The organism is Lentilactobacillus sp. TOM.63, from assembly GCF_030361045.1.
Classification (GTDB): domain Bacteria; phylum Bacillota; class Bacilli; order Lactobacillales; family Lactobacillaceae; genus Lentilactobacillus; species Lentilactobacillus dabitei.
Genome location: NZ_JAUCAP010000031.1, coordinates 1 through 22062, shown reverse-complemented (window position 1 = coordinate 22062; position 22062 = coordinate 1). Strand labels below are relative to the sequence as shown.

Here is a 22062-nt window from a genome sequence, read left to right as displayed (position 1 = left end):
GGGGATTAATTTTAGTGGTTTGTTGATGACGCCAATGGAAAAAACATGTTCATAAAAAGAGTCCCCACGACACAAACCTGTCATGAGAACTCTTATATTTATACTAATCTAACATTTCATAAATTCACGCCATCCACCTAATCCTGATTCTTCACTTCAGAATCATCCGCAATCGAACCACGATTCTTCTTGGATTCATAATAGAAGATTGGGATACCGATACCGACCAAAACGAATGATGTCAGCACGCCTGGTAAGTCTGACATGATTTCACTGACGATCACGAATAGCGAACCGCAGATGGCTAAAATTGGGGTGATGGGGTAGAGCGGAGTTGAGAAGACCCGCTTTTGGCTTGGGTTCCGTTTTCTCAACAGGAACACGCCCACAAAAGCCATGACGTAGAAACAGTAGACGGTGAAAATACATAATTCAGATAATCGATCAGCGTTTGAGAAGATAATCATGATGGTTACGATGATCAATTCAGCGATCGTTGAAAAGATTGGTGTATGTGACTTTGGATGCAAGTATGAGAGTGTCTTTGAAAATGGCAGCTGGCCCCGTTTAGCCATTGCGTACATGATCCGGGGGAAGGTCATAATTTTACCATTCATACAGCCAACGATCGAAATGATAATCCCGATACTGAGAATCTTTCCACCAATGTCACCAAATGCTTTATTGGCAATGTAAGGAATCGCACTGGTCCCTAACTTGTGAATTTGTTCAGCGGGAACGGAGCGATAGACCCCATAAGAGACCAAAAGGTAAATGACCATGACGGCCAAGATTCCAAACATGATCGCTTGAGGTAACAACTTCCGGGGGTTCTTAATTTCACCACCCAAATTAGCGACCAGAATCCAGCCGTCAAACGCGAACAGGGTTGCCAAGATCGCAACACCAAAGTTGCCGGCCGTCTGATGAACAGTGACTAAGCTTTGGCCAAAGGCACTTTGATTCCCAAAAAAGAGGCCAAAGATAATTAATGCGGCAACGGGAACCAACTTGCAGATGGTTGTCACAATAGCAAAAGTAGCACCATATCGGTTCGAGAATAAATTTAAAATGCCAACTGCAACGATGGTTCCAATCGCGAGATAGATGTTATATTTACTTGGGAAACCAAAAAAATCTGATAATAAAATGGCGAGATAAGCGCCTAGTGAGGCGATCATGGCTGGACCATAAAAAATAATTTGCATCCAACCGGATAAAAAGCCCCACATCTTGCCGTAAATTCGTTCCATATAAACATAGAGGCCACCGGTTTCGGGCATTTGCGACGCAATTTCAGCAATTGTCAGCCCAGCGGTGATTGTCAAAAGGCCCCCGGCAAACCAGGCAAATAGGCCCATCGTGGTTGAGCCGGCGTCATCTAGGACAGCTGACTGACGGACGAAAACGCCGGCACCGATTATCGTTCCAATAACTAACGCGAGTGCCGACCAGAGGCCGAGATCTCGGTCAAGTGACACTTCTTTTTGTTGTTTCATGTTTCCAGTTCTCCTTCTTCTCATTCAAAATAGGGTGGCGAGTAAAGTGGGGCTCGTCCAGCAAAATTTACTGGTCGTCACACGCGATACTTCTCGAACCGCTTCACTTCTGTTTCATTCAACTCGGCGGTGATCATCGTGCCGTCACTCTTGTAATCCGTTTTTAAAATATTGCTGTTATCATTTAAATAGGAAGCAACGTCCCCCTTATCAAACGGGATCAACAACTCCACGGTCTCGTAATTCTTGAAGACCTTTTCCTTGATCATTGTGACCAGTTCTTGAAGTGAAGCATCATCGATCGCTGACATGACGAGGTTATCGCCTTCACGGGCGGGGTAATTGACGGCCATCTTATCGGCTTTATTTAACGCAACGATCATGGGGATGCCGGACACGCCAATTTCGTTCAAAGTATCTTCGGTCGTCTTCATCATCAGTTCCCGGTGGGGGTCAGAATTATCGACCACCTGAATTAACAAATCCGCGTTAGCTGCTTCAGACAACGTTGATTTAAATGCTTGAATCAATTGATGGGGCAGTTGGCTGACAAATCCGACGGTGTCACTTAATAGGAAAGCTTTTTGATCAGGTAAGGTTAACCGTCTGATTGAAGTGTCCAAAGTGGCGAATAGCATGTTCTTTACCAAGACCTGTTTATCTTCATCCTCGCCAAGTAACTTGATCAAGCCATTCATGACGGTTGATTTACCAGCGTTGGTGTAACCAACTAAGGCAACAGTTGGAATGTCACTGCGGTCACGTTGTTTTCGTTTGGTTTGGTCGGCTTTTGAGGCTTCCTTGAGTTCTTGATTAACGTGAGTGATGCGTTTCTCAAGGGTTCGCCGGTTTAATTCGTATTGTGATTCACCGGCACCACGGTTAGTCGCACCACCGGCACCGCTGGCTGTCCCAGTTTGCTGATCAAGCCGTTGACTAGCACTGGTGTGCAAACGAGGGAGTTGGTATTTTAACTTGGCCAATTCCACTTGAAGTTTGGCTTCTCGAGATTGAGCCCGGTTGGCAAAAATTTCGAGGATGAGGCCGGTCCGGTCAATGATCCGGGCGTTGGTGGCTTTTTCGATGTTTCGAATTTGGCTGGGGGACAATTCATCGTTGACCACGATGGTGTCCACGCCGTCATCAATCACAACTTGTTTGAGTTCTTCAATTTTACCCTTACCAAAGTAGGTTGCGGGGTCTGGCCGATCGAGCTTCTGAACCAAGGTTTCAGCTACCGTCATTTTGTTAGCTTCAACTAAGTTATTCAGTTCGGTCATGGAATAATCGAAACTGTTGGAATTGCGGTTGAGCCCAATGGTGACAACGGGAGTAGGTGTATCAGTTAAATCCATTAAAGTGCCTCCTAAAGAAAAGTGAGCGGAGTAAAGCGGTTTTGAAACTGGAATATAAGTCTCCTCGAACAGAAATTCCCGGTTTTTGGGAATTTTTGTTCGAGGTGCTTATATGGAAGTTTCTGCTTTACGCAGCTGTCCTAGAAAAAGTGAGCGGATCCAAGCTTCTGCCAGAGAACCCGTCCTAATAATCACGTGTTCAAGTATAACACACAAGTGTAAAAAAATAATAAACAAAAGCACCCAATCTGCGGAGCTGGGTGACGTTAACTCAAGTCCAAGTGATGGACAGAAAAAAAGAATTTAATTAGAAATCAATCCAGCTATTCAAGTGATGATGCATGTTTGTGATGAACAATCCCTAAATAAATGAATAAAATATTAAAAATAGCTATTGATTTTAATTAAATTTTAATCTAAAATCAGTTTATTGACGGGTTACAAACTACAGTACATATTGAAGGGACGAATCAGAACATGAAATTAAGTTCATTAATTAAGGTTGGCGGAGTTGGCTTACTCGCTGCAGTTGTTTTGGCAGGGTGTGGCAACAGCTCTTCTCAATCTGGCACTAAGAAACAAACGGCTAACTGGATGGTCGCAGCCAACATCAACACAATGGATGCTTCCAAGATGACCGATTTGATTTCCAGCCAAAATTTGAACGGAACTAATGAAGGACTTTTGCGAATGGCTAAGAATAACACAGTTGTTCCTGGGGTCGCAAAGAATTACACGGTATCAAAAGATGGCAAGACATGGACTTTTAATTTGCGTCATTCAAAATGGAACGATGGCAAGCCAGTCACCGCTAAAGATTTTGTGTATTCATGGCAACGGACGGTTAATCCAAAGACAGCATCACAATATTCATATATCTTTGCTAATTTGGAAAATGCCAATAAGATTATTGCTGGCAAGATGTCGCCATCAAAGTTAGGGGTTAAAGCTGACGGTGATTACAAACTGGTCGTTAACTTGATCAAACCGCAAAGCTACTTCAAGTACATGGTTTCTCAAAGCTACTACTTCCCAGAAGAAATTTCGATGGTCAAGAAGTATGGCTCTTCATACGGAACCGACGCGAAGAAGCTTGGCTACAATGGCCCATTTGTATTGAAGGGCTGGAACGGAACCAACGATACTTGGAAGCTGGTTAAGAATCCGAAGTATTGGGATGCCAAGAAGATTAAGTTGAACACGTTGAACATGCAGGCGGTTAAGGATCCTGCCACCGCACTGAATGGTTATCAAAGTGGCAAGCTTGACTTCACAACTTTGAGTGGCACCCAAGTTAAGCAATATAAGAAGGATAAGAACTATCATCTTTATAAACAAGCTTCAATTTATTACCTTGAAATGAACGAGAAGAAGTACCCAATGTTTAAGAACAAGAACTTGCGGAAGGCCTTCTCGCTGGCAATTGACAAGAACCAATTAGCTAACAAAGTGTTGGCAGATGGCTCACAGGCACCAAAGGGATTTGTCGCTGATGATATGTCCGAACATAACGGCAAGGACTTCGCTGATCAGTCTTATGTCAAGAGCGCCATCGAGTATAATTTGCCTGAAGCAAAGAAGTATTGGGCCAAAGGTTTGAAAGAAACTGGTAAGAAATCAGTTAACCTGACATTATTGTCAGACGATACAGACGTTGCCAAACGGACGACTGAGTTTGTTCAAAGTGAGTTGACGAAGTTGCCAGGCGTTAAGATTACCAATCAAAATGTGCCTTACAAGACCAGATTGTCACGATCTGCAAGCGGCCAATTTGATCTGGTTATCACAGCATGGAATGCAGATTACCCAGACCCAAGCAACTTCTTGGATATCTTGACCTCCAAGAACTCATACAACAATGGTAAATGGGGCAATGCAAAGTACGATGCATTGGTTAAGAAGTCGGAAGGCGCAGACGCAGCCAATGAAAATGCCCGTTGGAACGATATGGTTCAAGCCGAAAAGATTCTGATGAATGATCAAGGAATTGTGCCATTGTATCAACCGGCTATTTCAACGCTGATGAAGCCAAAAATTCATGGTGTCCAATTCTTCCCAACGGCACCACAGTGGGATTGGAGTAAGATTAGTGTGCGAAAATAAGTGAGCGGAGCCAAGCGGGAATAACCGAAGCATAAGTGTCTTGATCTGTAAATCCCGATTCTGGATTTACAGATCAAGTGCTTATGTGCAGGTTATTGCTTGGCGGAGCATTCCTAATTTGGGTAGCTCATGAGCCAGATTCAGAGAAATATGGGCGCGCATCTCGTCTTTGATTTATAGGTGAATGTTTTTATATTGCTAATTGTTGTGGTAGAGGGAGCCCAACTCTGTTAATCACTGAATGTATTTAAAGCTAAAAAATGAACAAAGGAGCAGAACAACGATAATGCTGTTCTGCTCCTTTGTTTTGAATTATAACTTTTATGGTTGATTTTGTACTAGAATTGAATTATAAGTTGATTTGCACAAAAACTCTAGCTAACAATGATTCTAAATCAACTTCAAATTAAATTTAAATACTAACTTTTAATCGGACTTAAGGCTTACTTGCGACATTGAAGCCCCCACCTCCGCCACCAGCACCATCAACAGGGAATGTATCTGGATAATTGCCTTCAAACACATTTTCCGCAAATTTTTTGCTTTTTGGTGAACGGTAACCAGAGCCACCGGTATTTTCTATCTGCGACAGTGTGGGACTAAAATGAGAGGTGGAACGAATTGCTTTTCTAAATTGAGAGTAATTTGTGGCTGCACTCGCTTGTGTGGAATTTAGTGTGGCAAAACTAAGTGAAAGTCCAAATGTAAGAACAGTTGCAAATATAACATTCTTAATTGAAATTTTGTTCTCCATAATTCTTGCCTCCAAACGATTAAAAAACTAAATACGAATTGATGTTAGTTTAGGATTTACTAGCATTCATCTCCTATATTTGGATTGCAAGTGATAGATTTTCCTTCTCTAAAACTTGTTGTACAGATAGTACATCCACCGAAACATTTAATCAATTATTTGATTGGATAATCTTGAGGTTAAATTGTAATCTTTATACACTTGCCAAATCCACGCCAACCTCTTATTATCTTAGTTCAATATGTGAACCAATTCCGTACAAATAGGGTTTGATTTCATATTAAATTCATTTATGATAAAATATGTAAATTTTATAGCCAATTTTTGTAATTAAATTGCTAATGAATAAAAGTAAGCTCGTTCCCGTGAATACTGAAATTAAGTAATCAAATAGTGCTTATCATTTGACCTTTTGATGGTTAAAATCTCAAAAAAGTTAATCTACACATTGCTTTTAATCAAATTTTAATTTAGAATAGGTTCATCACAAAGATTAGTAATTATTTTGAGGAAGGAAGTATTGCGAAATGAAATTAAATTCATTAGCAAAACTTGGCGGGGTCGCATTATTATCTGCAGTTGTTCTCGCTGGGTGTGGTAGTAAATCATCACAATCAGGCTCCAAGAAACAGGAAATCAGTTGGATGACACCATCTCCTATTGCAACGATGGATACATCTAAAATGGTTGACTTATATTCAGCTCAAATTGCCAATGGTACAAATGAAGGACTTCTTCGAATGGCCAAGAACAACAAAGTTGATCCAGGGGTTGCCAAGAGCTACACAGTTTCCAAAGATGGTAAGACATGGACTTTTAATCTACGTCACTCCAAGTGGAACAATGGGACCCCAGTTACTGCTAAAGATTTTGTATTCTCATGGCAAAGAACTGTTAAGCCAAAAACCGCTTCACAGTATGCATACATATTTGCCAACGTCAAGAATGCAGCAAAGATTAGTGCCGGAAAGATGGCTCCTTCTAAGTTAGGAGTTAAGGCTGACGGTAATTACAAGTTTGTTGTTACCCTTGAAAAGCCACAAAGCTACTTCAAATACATGGTTACCCAACCAGAATTCTTCCCACAGAATTCGAAGACGGTTGCTAAGTATGGTGGTGATTATGGTGGCAACTCTACAAAGAACAGTTACAATGGACCATTTATTCTTAAGGGATGGAATGGAACTAACGATACTTGGAAACTTGTAAAGAACCCTAAGTATTGGGATGCCAAGAGCGTTAAAGTTAATACAGTTAAGTTCCAAGCTGTTAAGACACCTTCAACCGCTTTGAACAGTTACAATAGTAACAAACTTGACTTTACAACTTTAAGTGGAACTCTAGCTGCAAATAACAAGAAGAACAAAGATTACACGGTGTTCCCACAAGCATCAACTTCGTATATGGAATTTAATACTAAAAAGATTCCTGCTCTTCGAAACACTGATATCCGTAAAGCGATGGCATTAGCAATTGACAAGAAGCAAATGGTCAATAAGGTTATGCAAGGTGGAGATATTACACCTAAGGGATTTGTTCCAGCAAGTATGGCTAAGCATAACGGCAAAGACTTTGCCACCCAATCATATGTAAAAGATGGTACTGATTACAACTTGAAAGAAGCCAAGGCATTGTTTGCCAAAGGAATGAAACAAGTCGGTAAGAAGTCCTTATCATTAACATTACTTGGAGCCGATGATGATGATTCAAAGCGGGCAACCGAATTTGTTCAAAGTCAATTAACTAAATTACCTGGGTTGAAGATCACTAATCAAAATATTCCATTCAAGTCAAAATTGACTCGAGCACAAAATCAACAATTTGACTTAGTTCTTTCTGCATGGATTGCCGATTATCCAGATCCAAGTAACTTCTTGGACTTGATGACTTCAAACAATTCATATAATGATGGTAAATGGTCAAACAAGCAGTATGATGCTTTGATCAAGAAGTCTGAATCTACGGATGCTAACAATGAAACGGCACGTTGGAACGACATGGTTCAAGCTGAAAAGATTTTGATGAACGATCAAGGACTCGTTCCGCTTTACCAACAAGGTCAAGCTGCATTGCTCAGACCTTCTGTCAAAGGAGTCCAAGCTTTCACCACATCACCACAATATGACTGGGCTAAGGCTTCTGTTAAGTAATAACGTTTCAATTTAATTTTACAGTTCAAAGTATTTGAGGCTGGTTATTGAATTCCAGTCTCTTTTACATTATTATGGACTTTATGAGAAAACAGTAACAACCTAATTAGAATGTGAGGAACTCATATGGTAAAGTACTTGGGAAAACGAATATTTTATATTGTTTTAACCTTGTTTATCGTCAGTACAATCACCTTTTTTCTGATGAAGTTCATGCCTGGGACGCCGTTGACTAATCAAGCCAAGCTGACACCGGGGCAGATTCACCAGATTTATAAGCAGTACGGTTTGGACAAGCCCGTATGGCAGCAATACTTGGTCTATTTAGCTGGTGTGGTTCACGGCAACTTCGGAATTTCATTCCAGTTCAGTAACCAAGCCGTTTCCTACCTGATTGGTAGTCGGATGGGACCATCTCTTATCATTGGTGGTCAAGGAATGGTCTTAGGAGTATTGGTTGGATTGGTTGTCGGTTCACTGGGTGCTGTGAAAGCCAACAACTGGATCGATACCACTGCAACAATTGTCTCAATCCTGTTCGTTTCAATCCCATCATTTGTTTTGGCGGTATTGTTACAGTACTACCTTGGCTTAAAGCTGAGATGGTTCCCAATTGCTGACTGGGGTGGCTTCATGTACACGGTGTTGCCAACATTAGCACTGGCGGCGTCACCATTAGCCGAGACCGCCCGATTCATGCGGACGGAAATGGTCGATGTGTTGAGTTCAGACTACATTGAACTCGCTAAAGCTAAGGGGCTTGGCAAGGTTGGTATCATTTACCACCATGCTCTCCGGAACAGTTTGATCCCAATTATCACGATTATTGGTCCATTGACCGTTAACATCATGACTGGTTCAATGGTTGTTGAAAATATCTTCTCAGTGCCAGGAATTGGTGAACAATTTGTTAAGTCCGTTCTGACTAACGATTACCCAACCATCATGGGATTGACGATTGTCTACTGTGCAATGCTTTGTGTTGTGCTGTTGATCACTGATATTTTATATGGATTAATTGATCCACGAATCAGACTTAGTGGTAACAATAACTAGGAGGGAGAATAATAATGGCAGATAATGCAAAACCAATCTCAGCCGGCGACTTCAAACCAGTTTCGGCTGCTGACCGTGGTAAATTAGACAGCGAAAAAATTTCAGCGCCATCGTTAACCTTCTTACAAGATTCGTGGCGACGGTTACGTAAAAATAAAGCAGCGATGATTTGTTTAGTCATTTTGATTATATTGTTCATCTTGGCTTTTGGGTCTGGTTTCTTTGAAACCCACAACCCCAATGCAACGAATCCCAACTTGGCGAACTTGCCACCCAAGATTCCTGGCATTGACATTAACGGGTTTAATGGAACGATTGAACAATCAGGTACCCGAGTGAATGCTTATGTTCAGGCCCACGCCGGCAATGCCTACTATATTTTAGGAACCGACTACCTTGGTCGTGACTTATTCTCACGGATCCTTTATGGAACTCGGATTTCCCTTGAAATTGCGTTGATTGCCAGTTTCTTTGACTTGGCATTCGGTGTTGTTTACGGAATCGTTTCAGGCTGGATGGGTGGTCGAGTTGATACCATCATGCAACGAATCATTGAAATCATGCTGTCAATTCCTAACTTGGTTGTCATGGTTCTCTTGATTTTGGTATTGAAGCCCGGTATGTCTGCGATCATCTATTCAATTGCGATTACCAGTTGGATTAACATGGCCCGACTGGTTCGAGCGCAAACGCTGGAGCTTAAGAACCAAGAATTCATCCTAGCGGCTCGAGCGCTTGGGGAAAGTTCCTGGAAGATTTCCTTCAAGCATTTGCTGCCAAACTTGAGTAGTGTCATCATCATTAACTTGATGTTCACGATTCCAACAGCGATCTTCTTCGAGGCCTTCCTGTCATATATCGGAATTGGTATCAGTGCGCCACAGGCATCACTTGGTACTTTGATTAATGATGGGCAGAAGAACTTCCAATTCTTACCATATCAAATGTGGTATCCAGCAATCGTGTTGTCAGTCTTAATGATTGCATTTAATATCTTGGGTGATGGATTACGTGATTCATTTGACCCCAAGGGTAGAGAGTAGGTGCTTTGAGATGGAAAACGAAAACAATGTGTTAGAGGTCAGAAATCTCAAGATCAACTTCAATACCTATGCGGGTACTGTTAAAGCGATTCGAGACGTTAGCTTCGACCTTCGTAAGGGTGAAACCTTAGCGATCGTTGGGGAATCTGGTTCTGGTAAGACCGTTACCACGCGAAGTATTATGGGATTGAATTCTCCTAATGCCGTGATTGACAGTGGGACGATTATGTTCAAGAATCAAGATTTATTGAAGAAAAACAGAAAAGAAATGGATGCCATTCGTGGGAACGACATTGCTGAAATCTTTCAGGATCCAATGACTTCTTTGGACCCAACTATGAAGATTGGTAAGCAAATCGCTGAACCACTGATCATTCACAAGGGTATGAAACGCGAAAAGGCTTATGCCCAAGCACTGGAAATGATGAAGCTGGTTGGAATCGAAAATGCCGAACAGCGGATTAATAACTATCCTCACCAATTCTCAGGTGGAATGCGCCAACGGATCGTGATTGCGATTGCTTTGGTTAACTATCCTGAAATATTGATCGCCGATGAACCAACCACTGCGCTGGATGTAACCATTCAGGCTCAGATTTTGGATTTAATGAAAGAATTGCAAGCTAAAACCAACACGTCAATTATTTTCATTACCCATGATTTGGGAGTTGTTGCTGGGATGGCCGATCGGGTTGCCGTTATGTATGCTGGCAAAATTGTCGAATATGGTACCGTGGATGAAATTTTCTACAATCCAAAGCACCCTTATACTTGGGGCTTATTGAATTCAATGCCGACGATGGACACAACTGGGACTGAATTACCTTCAATTCCAGGAACGCCACCAGATTTACTGGATCCACCCAAGGGTGACGCTTTTGCTGCCCGAAACAAATACGCATTGGAGATTGATACCAAGCAGGAACCACCATTCTTCAAGGTGTCAGACACCCATTATGCCGCTACTTGGTTATTAGATCCAAGAGCGCCAAAGATGACGCCTCCTGAACAAATTATTGAACGACAGAAGCATTATGCTAAATTGACTCATAAAGCAATTGATGAGCATAAAGACAAACATGTCGAAGAACAGGAGGAGCAGCTGTGATTGACTATTCCGAAGAAAACAAAGTATTACAAGTTGAACATTTGAAACAATATTTCAACATGGGAAAGCCCAATGAAGTTCGCGCCGTTGACGACATTTCGTTTGATGTTTATCGGGGTGAAACGTTTGGACTGGTTGGTGAATCCGGTTCAGGTAAAACCACGGTTGGCCGGGCGATCATTCACTTGTATGAGCCGACGTCCGGTAAGATCATTTTTGATGGTCAAGATGTTTCTAAATTAAAAACGAAGCAGCAAAAGCAACACTTCCGCCGGGAAATGCAGATGATTTTCCAAGATCCATATGCGTCATTGAATCCACGGATGAAGGTTAAGGATATCGTAGCTGAAGGCATCGACATCAACCATTTAGCTAAGGATGATGCCGATCGGACTAACCAAGTCGAAGAGTTATTGGAGACCGTTGGTTTGAACAAGGATCACTCCAGTCGTTATCCCCACGAATTTTCTGGTGGCCAGCGACAACGAATCGGAATTGCCAGAGCGCTTGCGGTTCAGCCACAATTTATCATTGCTGACGAACCGATTTCTGCTTTGGATGTGTCGATTCAGGCCCAAGTGGTTAACTTGTTGAAGAAGCTGCAACGGGATCGGAACTTGACCTATTTGTTTATTGCCCATGACCTTTCAATGGTGAAGTACATCAGTGATCGAATTGGTGTGATGCATTATGGCCGAATGCTTGAAATCGCCAGCTCCGACGAGATCTATGCGCACCCACTGCACGATTACACGGCAAGTTTGTTGTCAGCTGTGCCAGTTCCTGATCCAGAGTACGAGCGGGCAAGAGTCCAGATTCCATACGATGCAAGTAAGGAATTTGATGGTAAGCCACGTAAATTGGTTGAAATTGCGCCCCATCACTGGATTAGAGCCAGCGAAGACGAATTGCCAATGTATCAGAAACGGTTGCAAGAGAAGAGCCGAACGAAGAAAATAGAGAATTAATTTAATAGGGCAAACAAATAGCGCAGTCATTCTGGATTTGAATGATTGCGCTATTTGTTTGCCTTAAATGGGAGAGATCAGCCATTTGATGATTAGATTTAATTGAATCTGACTATTAATTGCCGACAACTGCCCAGTCGCCAGTCGCTGCGTTCATCTCTTCTAATTGGCCGTTGGCATTGACTCGGAAGCTGGCAACTCGAGGACTTGAATTTGGATCAACATCGCGGTTTTTGAATGCTGGGGCGTTATGGTTCTCTAAAACGTCCACATAAAGCAACCCATTTCGCATTTGGGGCATGTAAGTGAAGTCGGTTGAATTGACGTTGATATTTGGATAGAGTGACTTGACCTGGGGCCAGATCATATTGACCACCTGTTGGTCAGTCAAATGATTAGCGGTGGACCCGGATGCTTGTTGGGCCTGCGAACCGCTGGTGGTTGTGGTTGAGCCAGACTGGGAACTAGCAGTCACTGAAGAGCTATTCGTCGTTGGTGTGGTGGATGATTTCGATAAAGTCAGTGGCGTTGAAGTGATGCCAGTCACCTTGATTTGATTATTGTTGACGAGGGTAATTCGATAAACGACCGGCGCATTTGTATTCGTGTATGATTTCAAGACATAGGTTTCTTGGCCAGCCGTTTGATACGAAACGTTATCGTTGTTGGTGCTGGTATTGGAGGTATACAACCGATGATACGAATCATATTCATTCACAAAGCTGCTGGTTGACGTGTTGGTGACGTTCAGGAAACGTTTGATATATGGCAGATTTTGATTACTGTTGTTTGGATTATCAGTATAATCGGTTGCCCAAGTCCCTTGAAGAGCCTGTGGCGCACCCGCTTGCCAATCGGTGGATTGACTTGCATCAGCGAGGACAAAGCTTGCGTCAACGTTATGATAGCTGGAATGAATTGTATAGGCGAGATGCCCACCATTAATCCAATTGAAGTTTAAATAATACTTTTTGTTGTTGCGACCAACCATTGCTAAGCGGAAAACGTATTTCTGGTTGGTAGATTTGAGCGATTTCACTTGGCTGTCGTCGATGGTACCGGCCTGTTTGGAAGTTAATTTCCAATGCCATTGGCCGCCATCTTGATAAAATTGTGAATACAATTGATTATTGTTGGCGGCTTGGGTGTCCTCGGGCACTTTTGCAGTGGCGGGGGAGAGTAAGTTGGTCAACTTTTGTGATGACTGATTGCTGCTGTGGCTGTTAGAATTGTTTAAGTCAGCTCGATTACTGTTGCAGCCGGCAAGCAGCATCACGCCCGCAAATGAGATGCTGAGCATTAATAGAAGTTTTTTCATATCTGAATCCTCCTGATGCCCCCATTATACCAGAGCAACGCTGAGAGATTACGCTAATGCCTCAATATATCCTTTAGAAAATGTTGAGGTTTTTATCATATTTTCTTCAAATTTTGGTGGCTATAATGAACTGATGATGTTTGAATGACAAATTAATGATGAAGGCGATTATGACGAACCTAAAAAGATCTTATTGGAAGTATTCTGTCTTAAGCATACTGTCTTGTGCAGTATTGCTGATTATTGAGTTGATGGTGTTTGGAAATGTATCATTTGTTGATCGGATTGCTTTTGCTTTAATTTTAATAGCACTTCCCGGTTTGTGGTATGATTTTATTTTTCGATTTTCTGGTGCCAAAACACGAGTGGTTAGAGTAACAGATATGTTTCTCTTTATGACCTCTTTAATCGGCATTTTATATGCCGGGTTAGCAATGTTTATCCAATTTACTTAAAAATAATGTTAGGAGTAATTCATATGAATAAATTAATAAAGGCGTTTAATTACTATCCTCGGGTGGCTATTTGGTTGATTTTCACAATTGCCGATCTATTAGGAATGTTTGGTTGGACAAGCTTAATTCAGGTTGAGAACATCAATTCGATTATTGTTGGCAATATATTTTCATTGACGATATTAGCAATTATATTATTGGTAAATTGGTACTGGCATCAACGAAAACATAATCCATTAGATTAGTTATGGAGCTCATGGTTGGGAGTTAAAGTTTTTGTGATCCAGTTGATAGTTCACTTATTCATACTCATTATGGTATTTGCTGAGCTTGTTAAGCCATAATCGATCAGATTATTTGCCAAATCAATTAATATTTATTGTACACAAGAATTGTAATAAAATAGTGTTATGTATTATAAAGGATGATGACAAATGATGGTGTTAAAACTCGTGAACTGCTCGGCACAGTTATAATTGCTGCCGGTGTGTCGAGCAAGTTGGCAGATGTAGCTGTGCCCTTTTATTAGTGAACAAGAAATTAATGGAGGCGCAGTTAATATGAATATAACTAAACTTAGGAAAATTTGGATCCATGAACAAAAAATTGGGATGAAAGGTTGGAACTTTTCCCATCTGGACGGCCGTTGGTTCAACGAAAAATTACCATGGGATTATCGAACACTTGTCCTGAAGTATTTACACGATCATGACATGCTCCTAGACATGGGAACGGGTGGTGGTGAGTTACTATCATCGTTTCACCACCTAGATAGTCTGACAGCAGTTACTGAGGCATGGCAACCCAACATTGAATTGCTTCAACAAACGCTCCAGCCACGGGGAGTGAAAGTATATCCTGTTACTAATGCGGATGAGCTTCCGGTTGAGGATGGCTCTATTGATATTATGACCAATAGCCACGATGCCTTTAATCCCATGACAGTTTTCAATAAATTAAAACCAAAGGGACTCTTTATTACTGAACAAGTTAGAGCAACCAACAACTTTTCACTATCTCAGTTTTTGCTTCCTGACTATCAACCAGCATTTCCCGAGAATACCTTGTTGAATACGATGAATGGTTTTCAACAAGCAGGCTTTAATATATTGCTGGAACAGCAGGCATTTTCAGAGATGAAGTTTTTTGATGTTGGCGCAATTGTCTACTATGCGTCGATTATCCCTTGGGAGTTTCCTAATTTTGATGTTAATCACTGTTTTTCCAAATTATTAGATTTGCAGCGAATGATTAATTGCCAGGGAAGTGTTTCGACCCATGAGGACCGATTTGTCATGATTGCTCAAAGACCTTAACAGCATTGAATTCAAAACAAGGCACAGATAAAGTATTATATTGGGATTGATGAATTTCTTGTTTATGATCTGTAAAGGAAATTGATGTTATCAACATGGATAGGAGTTAAAGATGGAAAACAAATATCATTTAACCCAAAAGCAGAATCGTTTCTTGGCAAAGAAAAATTTTGTTAATATGGTTTATTCAAATTCGAAGTTTGAAGGCGTTAATACCACCCTCCCACAGACACAAACGATCATCGATGGAATGAGCGTAGCCGGGGTTTCGATTGATGACATTCAAGTTATTATCAATTTGAAAAAGGGCTTGGAGTTCGTTATTAACAATGATCAGCCTTATACTTTTGAGATCAGTCAGACAATCAATCGGATTGTGGCCGCAGAGGATGCGTTGGAACCTGGGAAAATCAGGACTGGAAATGTCCAAATTGGTGGCGTGGAATATGTGCCCCCAGTTCCGAGTCCAGATAAGGTCACTTCAATGGTTTCTACAATTATGAATGGCAACTTTACCGATACCGAAAAAGCCTTAAAAATGATGTATCAAATGATGCGCGATCAGATATTTTGGGACGGCAATAAACGAACCGCCGTTTTATCAGCAAACTATCTATTGATCAATGCCGGGGCAGGGATTGTCAATATTAGTGAAAAACAGCTTCCGGAATTCAATACTTTGCTTGCTCAGTATTATGAATCGGGCGATATGACGGAGATCATACAATGGACATATGATAACTGTATCTATGGAATTGATTTTCCGGATAAGCGTTAATTAATCGACATCACAAATTTGCAGCAGGTCGGGACAAAAGGCAATTTGACTCCAGAATTTAAGCAAAAAACAATGCATTCTGATTTGGAATGCATTGTTTTTTGCTTAAATGGCCAGAACCGGCCGTTTATCGATATGAGAGTGATGGTTAAAGATTACAACTCGTCACTGACATTGTTATAATATTCAATCGAGAATTTTCCGTCATCGTAGTCTAACTTTGTGACACTCCCATTCTTCGTTGAAACGTTAACGGGGATGTCACTCCACTTGCTGACGACGTTGCGAATTAACGTCCCATGGGTTGCCATCAAGATTTTGTCGCCGTCGTTGGCTTGGGCAATGACTTTGTCAATTCCCGGCTGTAGCCTTGCCCAAAAGGCAGAGCTACTTTCGGCGTCACCATACGGATCGGCCTTTGAGAACATGTCTTCGGCTTTATCGATCCCATATTCGCCAATCAAACCGTGGAATGAGTTGACTCCGATTGGACCACCAATCGTATGCCACGTTTTGACATCGTCCTCTCCTTCGTAATAGCCAAAATTGAGTTCGCGGAATGCAGCATCGGGAACGACTGATTTCACGGAGCCAGAATTGGCTTTCAAAATAAGATTCCCAGTTTTGATGGCCCTGGATGTATCACTGGAATAAGCGGCAGAAAAAGGGATGCCGCTTAATCGCTTACCAGCGTCGACTGCATCGGCAACCCCTTTATCAGTTAACGGGGAGTCGGACCAACCCTGGATGCGATGGTACTTGTTCAAGTAAGTTTGACCGTGGCGAACAAAATAAAGTGAGATTGTCATGTAAATCCTCCTAAAAATAAGTGAGCGGATCCAGGCGGTTAGCGACCGGAGCGTAAGTCGCCGCAAGCGGAAATTCCCGGTTTTGGAATTTTTGCTTGTGGTACTTACGTGCAGGTTGCAGCCTGGAGGAGCTGTCCTAAGTATACAATTCTTAAAAACATTTTAATTATACCATGCACAAATACTAAATTTAAAGGTATACCAATCAAAAAAATGTAAAACAATCCCACTGCTTCCAAAACAATTTTCAGCCACTTCTTTGAATTGAGAGCGGTTTTATGCTAAACTATTAAGTCAAGTTGTAGGGGGTAAATAATGGCTGATAATATCAAAGCACAAGAGCAGCACCATCTAGGTGGCGTAATTAAAAAGATTAAGATTGCCGAAACGAGTCTTCAAAAGAAGATCAAAGCAACCAAAAAAGATGTGAAAGACATCAACGCCAATTTCAATAATGATGTCCGCTTAAAAACTGAAACTTACAGTGGCATGATGGAAACCGCCATGTCAATTCGCCAGCAGCAGCAGATGCTTTCTGAACGGGAGAATCGTCAGGAACATGCTGCCCGGGAACTGGGAACACTGACTAAGCTAGAAGTGAACCCTTATTTCGCCCGGATTGATTTTCGTGAAGGCGATGAAAAACGCGATGAAACCATTTATATCGGGATGGCGTCCTTCACAGACAAGCCCGATCATTACCTGGTCTACGACTGGCGAGCCCCGATCTCCAGCATTTACTATAATGGTGGGATTGGTGACGTGACCTACATGACCCCTGATGGTGAACAGACGGTGGACGTCAAACTCAAACGTCAATTCCAAATTGAAAATGCCAAGATCAAGACTGTGTTTGATACCGAAGAAGTTGTTGGGGATCAGATGCTGTTGGATGCGTTGAGTAACCGTTCCGATACGAAGATGAAGAGTATCGTAACGACAATTCAAAAGGAACAGAACCAGATTATTCGAGATACCGACTCGGAACTGTTATTTGTCCAAGGGGCTGCCGGTTCGGGAAAGACAGCTGCCGTCTTACAACGGGTTGCTTTTCTGCTTTACCAATATCGGGGCAACTTGCATTCTGGTCAAATCATCCTCTTTTCGCCTAACCAATTATTCAATGATTATATTAACCAAGTATTACCAGAGCTTGGTGAACAAAACATGGTCCAAATGACCTTCTATCAGTACAGTTCCCACCGATTGCCGAGTGTTCAGGTTGAAACGTTGGCTCAACGGTTTGACGAACAATTTGAGCCCCATGCCCAAAAAATCAACGATATTAAAGGCAGCCTGGATTACTTTAAAGCCGTTAGCGCCTATGCCAATCATTTGAACACTGAGGACATGCGGTTTAGAAACTTGATGTTCAACGGGACAGTCCTGATTCCAAAAGAAAAAGTTGAAGAGATTTACTATAGCTTCAATGAAAATTACAATCTCCGGAATCGGTTGGACGCTACTAAAGAGCAATTGCTGAAGATTTTGAATCGTAAAATCCACGTGGAAATGCGGAAAAAGTGGGTTGAAGACGCCGTTCAAAACCTGTCACGGGAAGATATTCAACAGATGCACAAAGAGGGCGAAGAGGAAATCTTGAACTCGGATAAGGAATTCAAGTTTCTTGCTCGTCAGATTGTTGTCAAGTCGTTCCGAAAGGTTCAGCGCCAAATTGTGCGGAATCATTTCTTAAGCATCAACAACCAATTCGTGCATATGTTGCGGAATATTCCTAAAATTGTCAAGCTGACTGACTTTGACATCAGTCTGGAAGATTGGCAGGCAGACATCAAGGCGACGGTTGGCCGACTCAAGGAAGGCCGATTGTCACTGGCTGACGCCTCCGCATACATTTACCTGTATGATCTGATGACTGGCAAACGGGGCGACCGGGACATTCGTTATCTGTTTATTGATGAAGTCCAGGATTACTCCGCCTTCCAGCTGGCTTTTCTTAAGTTTAGTTTCCCACGGGCGAAATTCACTCTGCTTGGGGATTTGAACCAAGCCATCTTTACCCATGAAAATAGCCGCAAGCTTCTGGGTGAACTTGGGAGCATGTTCCCTGAAGATAAGACCCGGGTGGTTCAATTGACTAAGTCGTACCGGTCAACTGCCCAGATCACCAACTTTACCAAGCATTTCCTGACAAATGGCGAGGACATCATTCCCTTTACCCGGGAAGGCGACTTGCCACACGTTTACGTTGAAGATGGCTTTGATGCTGCCGTTGAGGTGGTTAAGAAGCAGTCAGAGGTTGATTTGGCTGAACACGAAACGACCGCAATTATTGGTAAGACATTAAAGGAATGCCAACAACTCACCGATAAACTGGCAGAATTGGGGGTCAAAGCGACCTTGATTCGCACTGAAAATCAGCGGTTGGTCAAAGGCGTCATCGTGGTGCCTTCCTACCTTGCCAAGGGGTTGGAATTTGATAGCGTCATTATGTGGGATGCGTCAAAGGAATGTTATGGTGAAGAGCGTGACCGGCAGTTGGTTTATACCATCTGTACGCGGGCAATGCATCGATTGACAATTGTTGCCAACCAAAATCTATCGCCGTTATTTGAGACGGTCCCCAAAGCCGAATACCAATTGAACTAATGCAGTAAAGTCGATCTTGAACGTTGGAGATCGACTTTTTATGTAAAATCAGATTGTTTTGGTATTCTTGATGGTATAATTATTTGAATACAAAAGTTTTGGAGATAAATTGAACTCATGGATGATTTAATCAACTACTATTCGTTTACTAAGGCAGAATGGAAGCACTTTTATAACCAAAGCGAAGCCAACTTGCCGTTGACACCAAGCGAATTGAAGCATATCAAGGCCTTTAATGATCAGATTTCGATTGAAGATGTGTCTGATATTTATAAGCCGCTGGTGCATATGATCCGATTACAGAAGAATAATTTTGATGAGTGGCAGACAACCAAGGCGCGTTTCTTGCGAAAACAAGTTCGAACGGTGCCCTTTATCATTGGTATTTCCGGAAGTGTAGCGGTTGGTAAATCGACGACTGCGCGAGTGCTTGAGGAATTGCTGACTAATTACTTCACTGGTGAACACATCCAGTTGATTACCACCGATGGGTTCTTGTATTCCAACGCTGAGTTAAAGCAACGGGGGATTTACGACAAGAAGGGCTTCCCAGAAAGTTATGATATGCGCAAATTGATTGCGTTTCTAAACGAGGTTAAATCAGGCGTGGCGGTTACCAAATCACCGGTCTATTCCCACCAGAGTTACGATATTATTCCCAACCGGTATGATATTGTCGACCGACCAGATGTCTTAATCATTGAAGGAATCAATACGCTGCAGTTACCAAGTAACGAGCAGATTTATATTAGCGACTTCACCGATTTCTCGATTTATATGGATGCAGACGTCGAACTGATCGAAAAGTGGTATTTGGAGCGGTTTGGCCGCCTGATGGACACCGCTTTTCAGGATCCTGACAACTATTATTATGATTATGCAATGGGCGATAGAGACGATGCGTTTGCGATGGCACGCAATGTGTGGGATACTGTTGACTTACCGAACCTGAAGACAAATATTCTGCCAACTCGGTCCCGAGCTGATATGATTATGCATAAGACGGATCATCATTTGATTGATCGTTTATACTTGCGAAAGTATTGAATGTTTGGATTTTGAAAATAATGTTGACCAACCATAGTTAAATCGTTTATTATTTAAGTAGAAACTTTGAAAGGGTGTATGATTTGGCAAACGTTGACTTATCAAGCTTTGATAAGATTTTAGTGCTGGATTTTGGTAGTCAGTACAACCAACTGATTACAAGACGGATTCGCGATTTAGGCGTATATTCCGAACTGAAATCCCATGCATTGTCCGCAAATGAGATCAAAGCCATGAACCCCAAGGGAATTATTTTCTCTGGCGGTCCAAATAGTGTTTATGAAGATGGCGCGCTTAAGGTTGATCCAGACATCTTTAAGTTAGGAATTCCAATCTTGGGAATCTGTTATGGGATGCAAATCATGGCCTATACCTTGGATGGTGAAGTTGAGAAGGCGGATGACTCGGAATACGGGCACGCTGACATTCAAATCACCTCAGATGATGCTGTACTATTCAAAGGAACTCCCCGCGAACAACCAGTTTGGATGAGTCATGGCGATTTGGTCAATAAGGTCCCAACCGGATTTACAACAGTTGCCACCAGCCAGAACTGTCCAATTTCTGCAATGCAGGATGTCGATCGTAATTTCTACGGGATCCAGTTCCATGCTGAAGTACGCAACACCAAGTATGGAAATGATATCTTGAAGAATTTTGCGTTCAACGTTTGCCATGCGGAAGCCAACTGGTCAATGGACGACTTTATTGACCTCCAGATTGAACATATTCGAAAAGAAGTCGGCAATAAGAAGGTTCTCCTTGGCCTTTCCGGCGGCGTTGATTCGAGTGTTGTTGGCGTTCTCTTACACAAAGCAATTGGCAAGCAATTGACCAGTATTTTTGTGGATCATGGTTTATTGCGTAAGAATGAAGCCGACGAAGTGATGGATAGCTTAGTTGGCAAGTTTGGGCTGAACATTATTAAGGTGGATGCCCAAGATCGGTTCTTATCCAAGTTGAAAGGCGTTTCCGATCCTGAGAAGAAGCGGAAGATTATTGGTAACGAGTTCATTCAAGTCTTTAACGATGAAGCCAAAAAGCTCGATGGAATTGACTTCTTAGCCCAAGGTACTTTATACACTGACGTGGTTGAAAGTGGAACGGATACTGCCCAGACAATCAAGTCACATCATAATGTGGGTGGGCTGCCAAAAGACATGAAGTTTAAGCTGATTGAGCCGTTGAATACTTTATTCAAGGATGAGGCTCGTGAAATTGGTGAAAAATTGGGGATGCCAGATAATCTTGTTTGGCGGCAACCATTCCCAGGTCCTGGCTTAGGAATTCGAGTTCTCGGTGAAGTAACCCCTGAAAAGTTGCGGATTGTCCGTGACAGTGACTGGGTGCTTCGTGACGAAATTGCCAAGGCCGGCTTAGACCGTGACATTTGGCAATACTTCACCGTCCTACCAGGCTTTAGAAGTGTTGGTGTGATGGGTGATGGCCGAACTTACGACTACACTATTGCTATTCGGGGTGTCAATTCCGTTGATGGGATGACCGCTGATTTTGCCCGGATTCCATGGGATGTTTTGCAAAACATCTCGACTAGAATCGTAAACGAAGTTGATGGGATTAACCGCGTTGTGTATGACATTACGAGCAAGCCACCGGCAACGATTGAGTGGGAATGAAATGGAACTTTTGTGAGTGATTATCAGTCAGCTTCAATGCATAATACCATTGAATT

The 22062-nt window shown here is 42.1% G+C and carries 18 protein-coding genes; 13 read left to right on the top strand and 5 right to left on the bottom strand.

Translation table 11 applies throughout. The annotated features are described in order from the left end of the window. Nucleotides 1-137: 137 nt before the first annotated feature. Entirely contained in the window at nt 138-1499 is a 1362-nt protein-coding gene (locus QUF07_RS07615) for an APC family permease (protein WP_289427122.1), read from the bottom strand. Nucleotides 1500-1576: 77 nt separating this feature from the next. Continuing rightward, nucleotides 1577-2854: a GTPase HflX gene (gene hflX / locus QUF07_RS07610; protein ID WP_289427121.1), complete on the bottom strand. Its 1278-nt coding sequence runs from the start codon at nt 2852-2854 to the stop codon at nt 1577-1579. A gap of 477 nt (nt 2855-3331) precedes the next feature. Here hflX and QUF07_RS07605 point away from each other — a divergent pair, with 477 nt between their 5' ends. Further along, complete coding sequence (locus QUF07_RS07605) at nt 3332-4957, top strand: peptide ABC transporter substrate-binding protein (RefSeq protein ID WP_217163248.1); 1626 nt, start codon at nt 3332-3334, stop codon at nt 4955-4957. Nucleotides 4958-5393: 436 nt separating this feature from the next. Here QUF07_RS07605 and QUF07_RS07600 read toward each other — a convergent pair whose 3' ends face one another. Then, entirely contained in the window at nt 5394-5711 is a 318-nt protein-coding gene (locus tag QUF07_RS07600; RefSeq protein ID WP_217163247.1) for a hypothetical protein, read from the bottom strand. Between the two features lie 527 nt (nt 5712-6238). On the opposite strand from QUF07_RS07600, the gene QUF07_RS07595 reads away from it, so the two are divergent. The 5 genes from QUF07_RS07595 to QUF07_RS07575 all read left to right on the top strand — a co-directional run bounded on the left by QUF07_RS07595 (nt 6239) and on the right by QUF07_RS07575 (nt 12036). Continuing rightward, nucleotides 6239-7861, top strand: a complete 1623-nt coding sequence (locus QUF07_RS07595) for a peptide ABC transporter substrate-binding protein (RefSeq protein WP_217163245.1) — start codon at nt 6239-6241, stop codon at nt 7859-7861. 126 nt (nt 7862-7987) lie between these two features. Then, complete coding sequence (gene opp3b, locus QUF07_RS07590; RefSeq protein ID WP_289427120.1) at nt 7988-8917, top strand: oligopeptide ABC transporter permease; 930 nt, start codon at nt 7988-7990, stop codon at nt 8915-8917. A 14-nt stretch (nt 8918-8931) separates the two neighbouring features. After that, a complete protein-coding gene (locus QUF07_RS07585) occupies nt 8932-9960 on the top strand; it encodes an ABC transporter permease (protein WP_217163238.1) in 1029 nt (342 codons plus the stop codon). 10 nt (nt 9961-9970) lie between these two features. Further along, the gene (locus QUF07_RS07580) at nt 9971-11068 is read left to right on the top strand and encodes an ABC transporter ATP-binding protein (RefSeq protein WP_056982071.1); all 1098 of its coding nucleotides are present in this window, start codon (nt 9971-9973) and stop codon (nt 11066-11068) included. Further along, the gene (locus QUF07_RS07575) at nt 11065-12036 is read left to right on the top strand and encodes an ABC transporter ATP-binding protein (RefSeq protein WP_054747784.1); all 972 of its coding nucleotides are present in this window, start codon (nt 11065-11067) and stop codon (nt 12034-12036) included. Before QUF07_RS07580 ends, QUF07_RS07575 begins: the two co-directional genes overlap by 4 nt. Before the next feature lie 115 nt (nt 12037-12151). Here the strand turns inward: QUF07_RS07575 and QUF07_RS07570 are convergent, their stop codons facing one another. Next, complete coding sequence (locus QUF07_RS07570; RefSeq protein WP_289427119.1) at nt 12152-13354, bottom strand: hypothetical protein; 1203 nt, start codon at nt 13352-13354, stop codon at nt 12152-12154. Between the two features lie 170 nt (nt 13355-13524). Between QUF07_RS07570 and QUF07_RS07565 the strand changes: the two genes are divergently transcribed. The 4 genes from QUF07_RS07565 (at nt 13525) to QUF07_RS07550 (ending at nt 15903) form a co-directional block, all read left to right on the top strand. Beyond that, on the top strand, nt 13525-13809 hold the full coding sequence (locus QUF07_RS07565) for a hypothetical protein (protein ID WP_289427118.1): 285 nt from the start codon (nt 13525-13527) through the stop codon (nt 13807-13809). Nucleotides 13810-13832: 23 nt separating this feature from the next. Then, complete coding sequence (locus QUF07_RS07560; protein ID WP_217163230.1) at nt 13833-14054, top strand: hypothetical protein; 222 nt, start codon at nt 13833-13835, stop codon at nt 14052-14054. A 315-nt stretch (nt 14055-14369) separates the two neighbouring features. Next, nucleotides 14370-15125 carry a class I SAM-dependent methyltransferase gene (locus QUF07_RS07555; protein WP_289427117.1) on the top strand — a complete coding sequence of 252 codons (756 nt, stop codon included), beginning with the start codon at nt 14370-14372 and terminating at the stop codon, nt 15123-15125. 112 nt (nt 15126-15237) lie between these two features. Beyond that, nucleotides 15238-15903: a Fic family protein gene (locus tag QUF07_RS07550; RefSeq protein WP_217163227.1), complete on the top strand. Its 666-nt coding sequence runs from the start codon at nt 15238-15240 to the stop codon at nt 15901-15903. 155 nt (nt 15904-16058) lie between these two features. On the opposite strand, the gene QUF07_RS07545 is transcribed toward QUF07_RS07550, so the two are convergent. Further along, on the bottom strand, nt 16059-16712 hold the full coding sequence (locus QUF07_RS07545) for a histidine phosphatase family protein (protein WP_217163225.1): 654 nt from the start codon (nt 16710-16712) through the stop codon (nt 16059-16061). A 315-nt stretch (nt 16713-17027) separates the two neighbouring features. On the opposite strand from QUF07_RS07545, the gene helD reads away from it, so the two are divergent. The 3 genes from helD to guaA all read left to right on the top strand — a co-directional run bounded on the left by helD (nt 17028) and on the right by guaA (nt 22006). Further along, nucleotides 17028-19322: an RNA polymerase recycling motor HelD gene (gene helD / locus QUF07_RS07540; protein WP_289427115.1), complete on the top strand. Its 2295-nt coding sequence runs from the start codon at nt 17028-17030 to the stop codon at nt 19320-19322. Nucleotides 19323-19439: 117 nt separating this feature from the next. Beyond that, nucleotides 19440-20369 carry a type I pantothenate kinase gene (gene coaA, locus QUF07_RS07535; RefSeq protein ID WP_217163221.1) on the top strand — a complete coding sequence of 310 codons (930 nt, stop codon included), beginning with the start codon at nt 19440-19442 and terminating at the stop codon, nt 20367-20369. A gap of 83 nt (nt 20370-20452) precedes the next feature. Further along, a complete protein-coding gene (gene guaA / locus QUF07_RS07530) occupies nt 20453-22006 on the top strand; it encodes a glutamine-hydrolyzing GMP synthase (RefSeq protein ID WP_217163219.1) in 1554 nt (517 codons plus the stop codon). Nucleotides 22007-22062 lie beyond the last annotated feature (56 nt).

Excerpts from the sequence above, each read along its gene's own strand:
- QUF07_RS07615 (WP_289427122.1), bottom strand. The coding sequence starts at position 1,499 with ATGAAACAACAAAAAGAAGTGTCACTTGACCGAGATCTCGGCCTCTGG.
- hflX (WP_289427121.1), bottom strand. The coding sequence starts at position 2,854 with ATGGATTTAACTGATACACCTACTCCCGTTGTCACCATTGGGCTCAAC.
- QUF07_RS07605 (WP_217163248.1), top strand. The coding sequence starts at position 3,332 with ATGAAATTAAGTTCATTAATTAAGGTTGGCGGAGTTGGCTTACTCGCT.
- QUF07_RS07600 (WP_217163247.1), bottom strand. The coding sequence starts at position 5,711 with ATGGAGAACAAAATTTCAATTAAGAATGTTATATTTGCAACTGTTCTT.
- QUF07_RS07595 (WP_217163245.1), top strand. The coding sequence starts at position 6,239 with ATGAAATTAAATTCATTAGCAAAACTTGGCGGGGTCGCATTATTATCT.
- opp3b (WP_289427120.1), top strand. The coding sequence starts at position 7,988 with ATGGTAAAGTACTTGGGAAAACGAATATTTTATATTGTTTTAACCTTG.
- QUF07_RS07585 (WP_217163238.1), top strand. The coding sequence starts at position 8,932 with ATGGCAGATAATGCAAAACCAATCTCAGCCGGCGACTTCAAACCAGTT.
- QUF07_RS07580 (WP_056982071.1), top strand. The coding sequence starts at position 9,971 with ATGGAAAACGAAAACAATGTGTTAGAGGTCAGAAATCTCAAGATCAAC.
- QUF07_RS07570 (WP_289427119.1), bottom strand. The coding sequence starts at position 13,354 with ATGAAAAAACTTCTATTAATGCTCAGCATCTCATTTGCGGGCGTGATG.
- QUF07_RS07565 (WP_289427118.1), top strand. The coding sequence starts at position 13,525 with ATGACGAACCTAAAAAGATCTTATTGGAAGTATTCTGTCTTAAGCATA.
- QUF07_RS07560 (WP_217163230.1), top strand. The coding sequence starts at position 13,833 with ATGAATAAATTAATAAAGGCGTTTAATTACTATCCTCGGGTGGCTATT.
- QUF07_RS07555 (WP_289427117.1), top strand. The coding sequence starts at position 14,370 with ATGAATATAACTAAACTTAGGAAAATTTGGATCCATGAACAAAAAATT.
- QUF07_RS07550 (WP_217163227.1), top strand. The coding sequence starts at position 15,238 with ATGGAAAACAAATATCATTTAACCCAAAAGCAGAATCGTTTCTTGGCA.
- QUF07_RS07545 (WP_217163225.1), bottom strand. The coding sequence starts at position 16,712 with ATGACAATCTCACTTTATTTTGTTCGCCACGGTCAAACTTACTTGAAC.
- helD (WP_289427115.1), top strand. The coding sequence starts at position 17,028 with ATGGCTGATAATATCAAAGCACAAGAGCAGCACCATCTAGGTGGCGTA.
- coaA (WP_217163221.1), top strand. The coding sequence starts at position 19,440 with ATGGATGATTTAATCAACTACTATTCGTTTACTAAGGCAGAATGGAAG.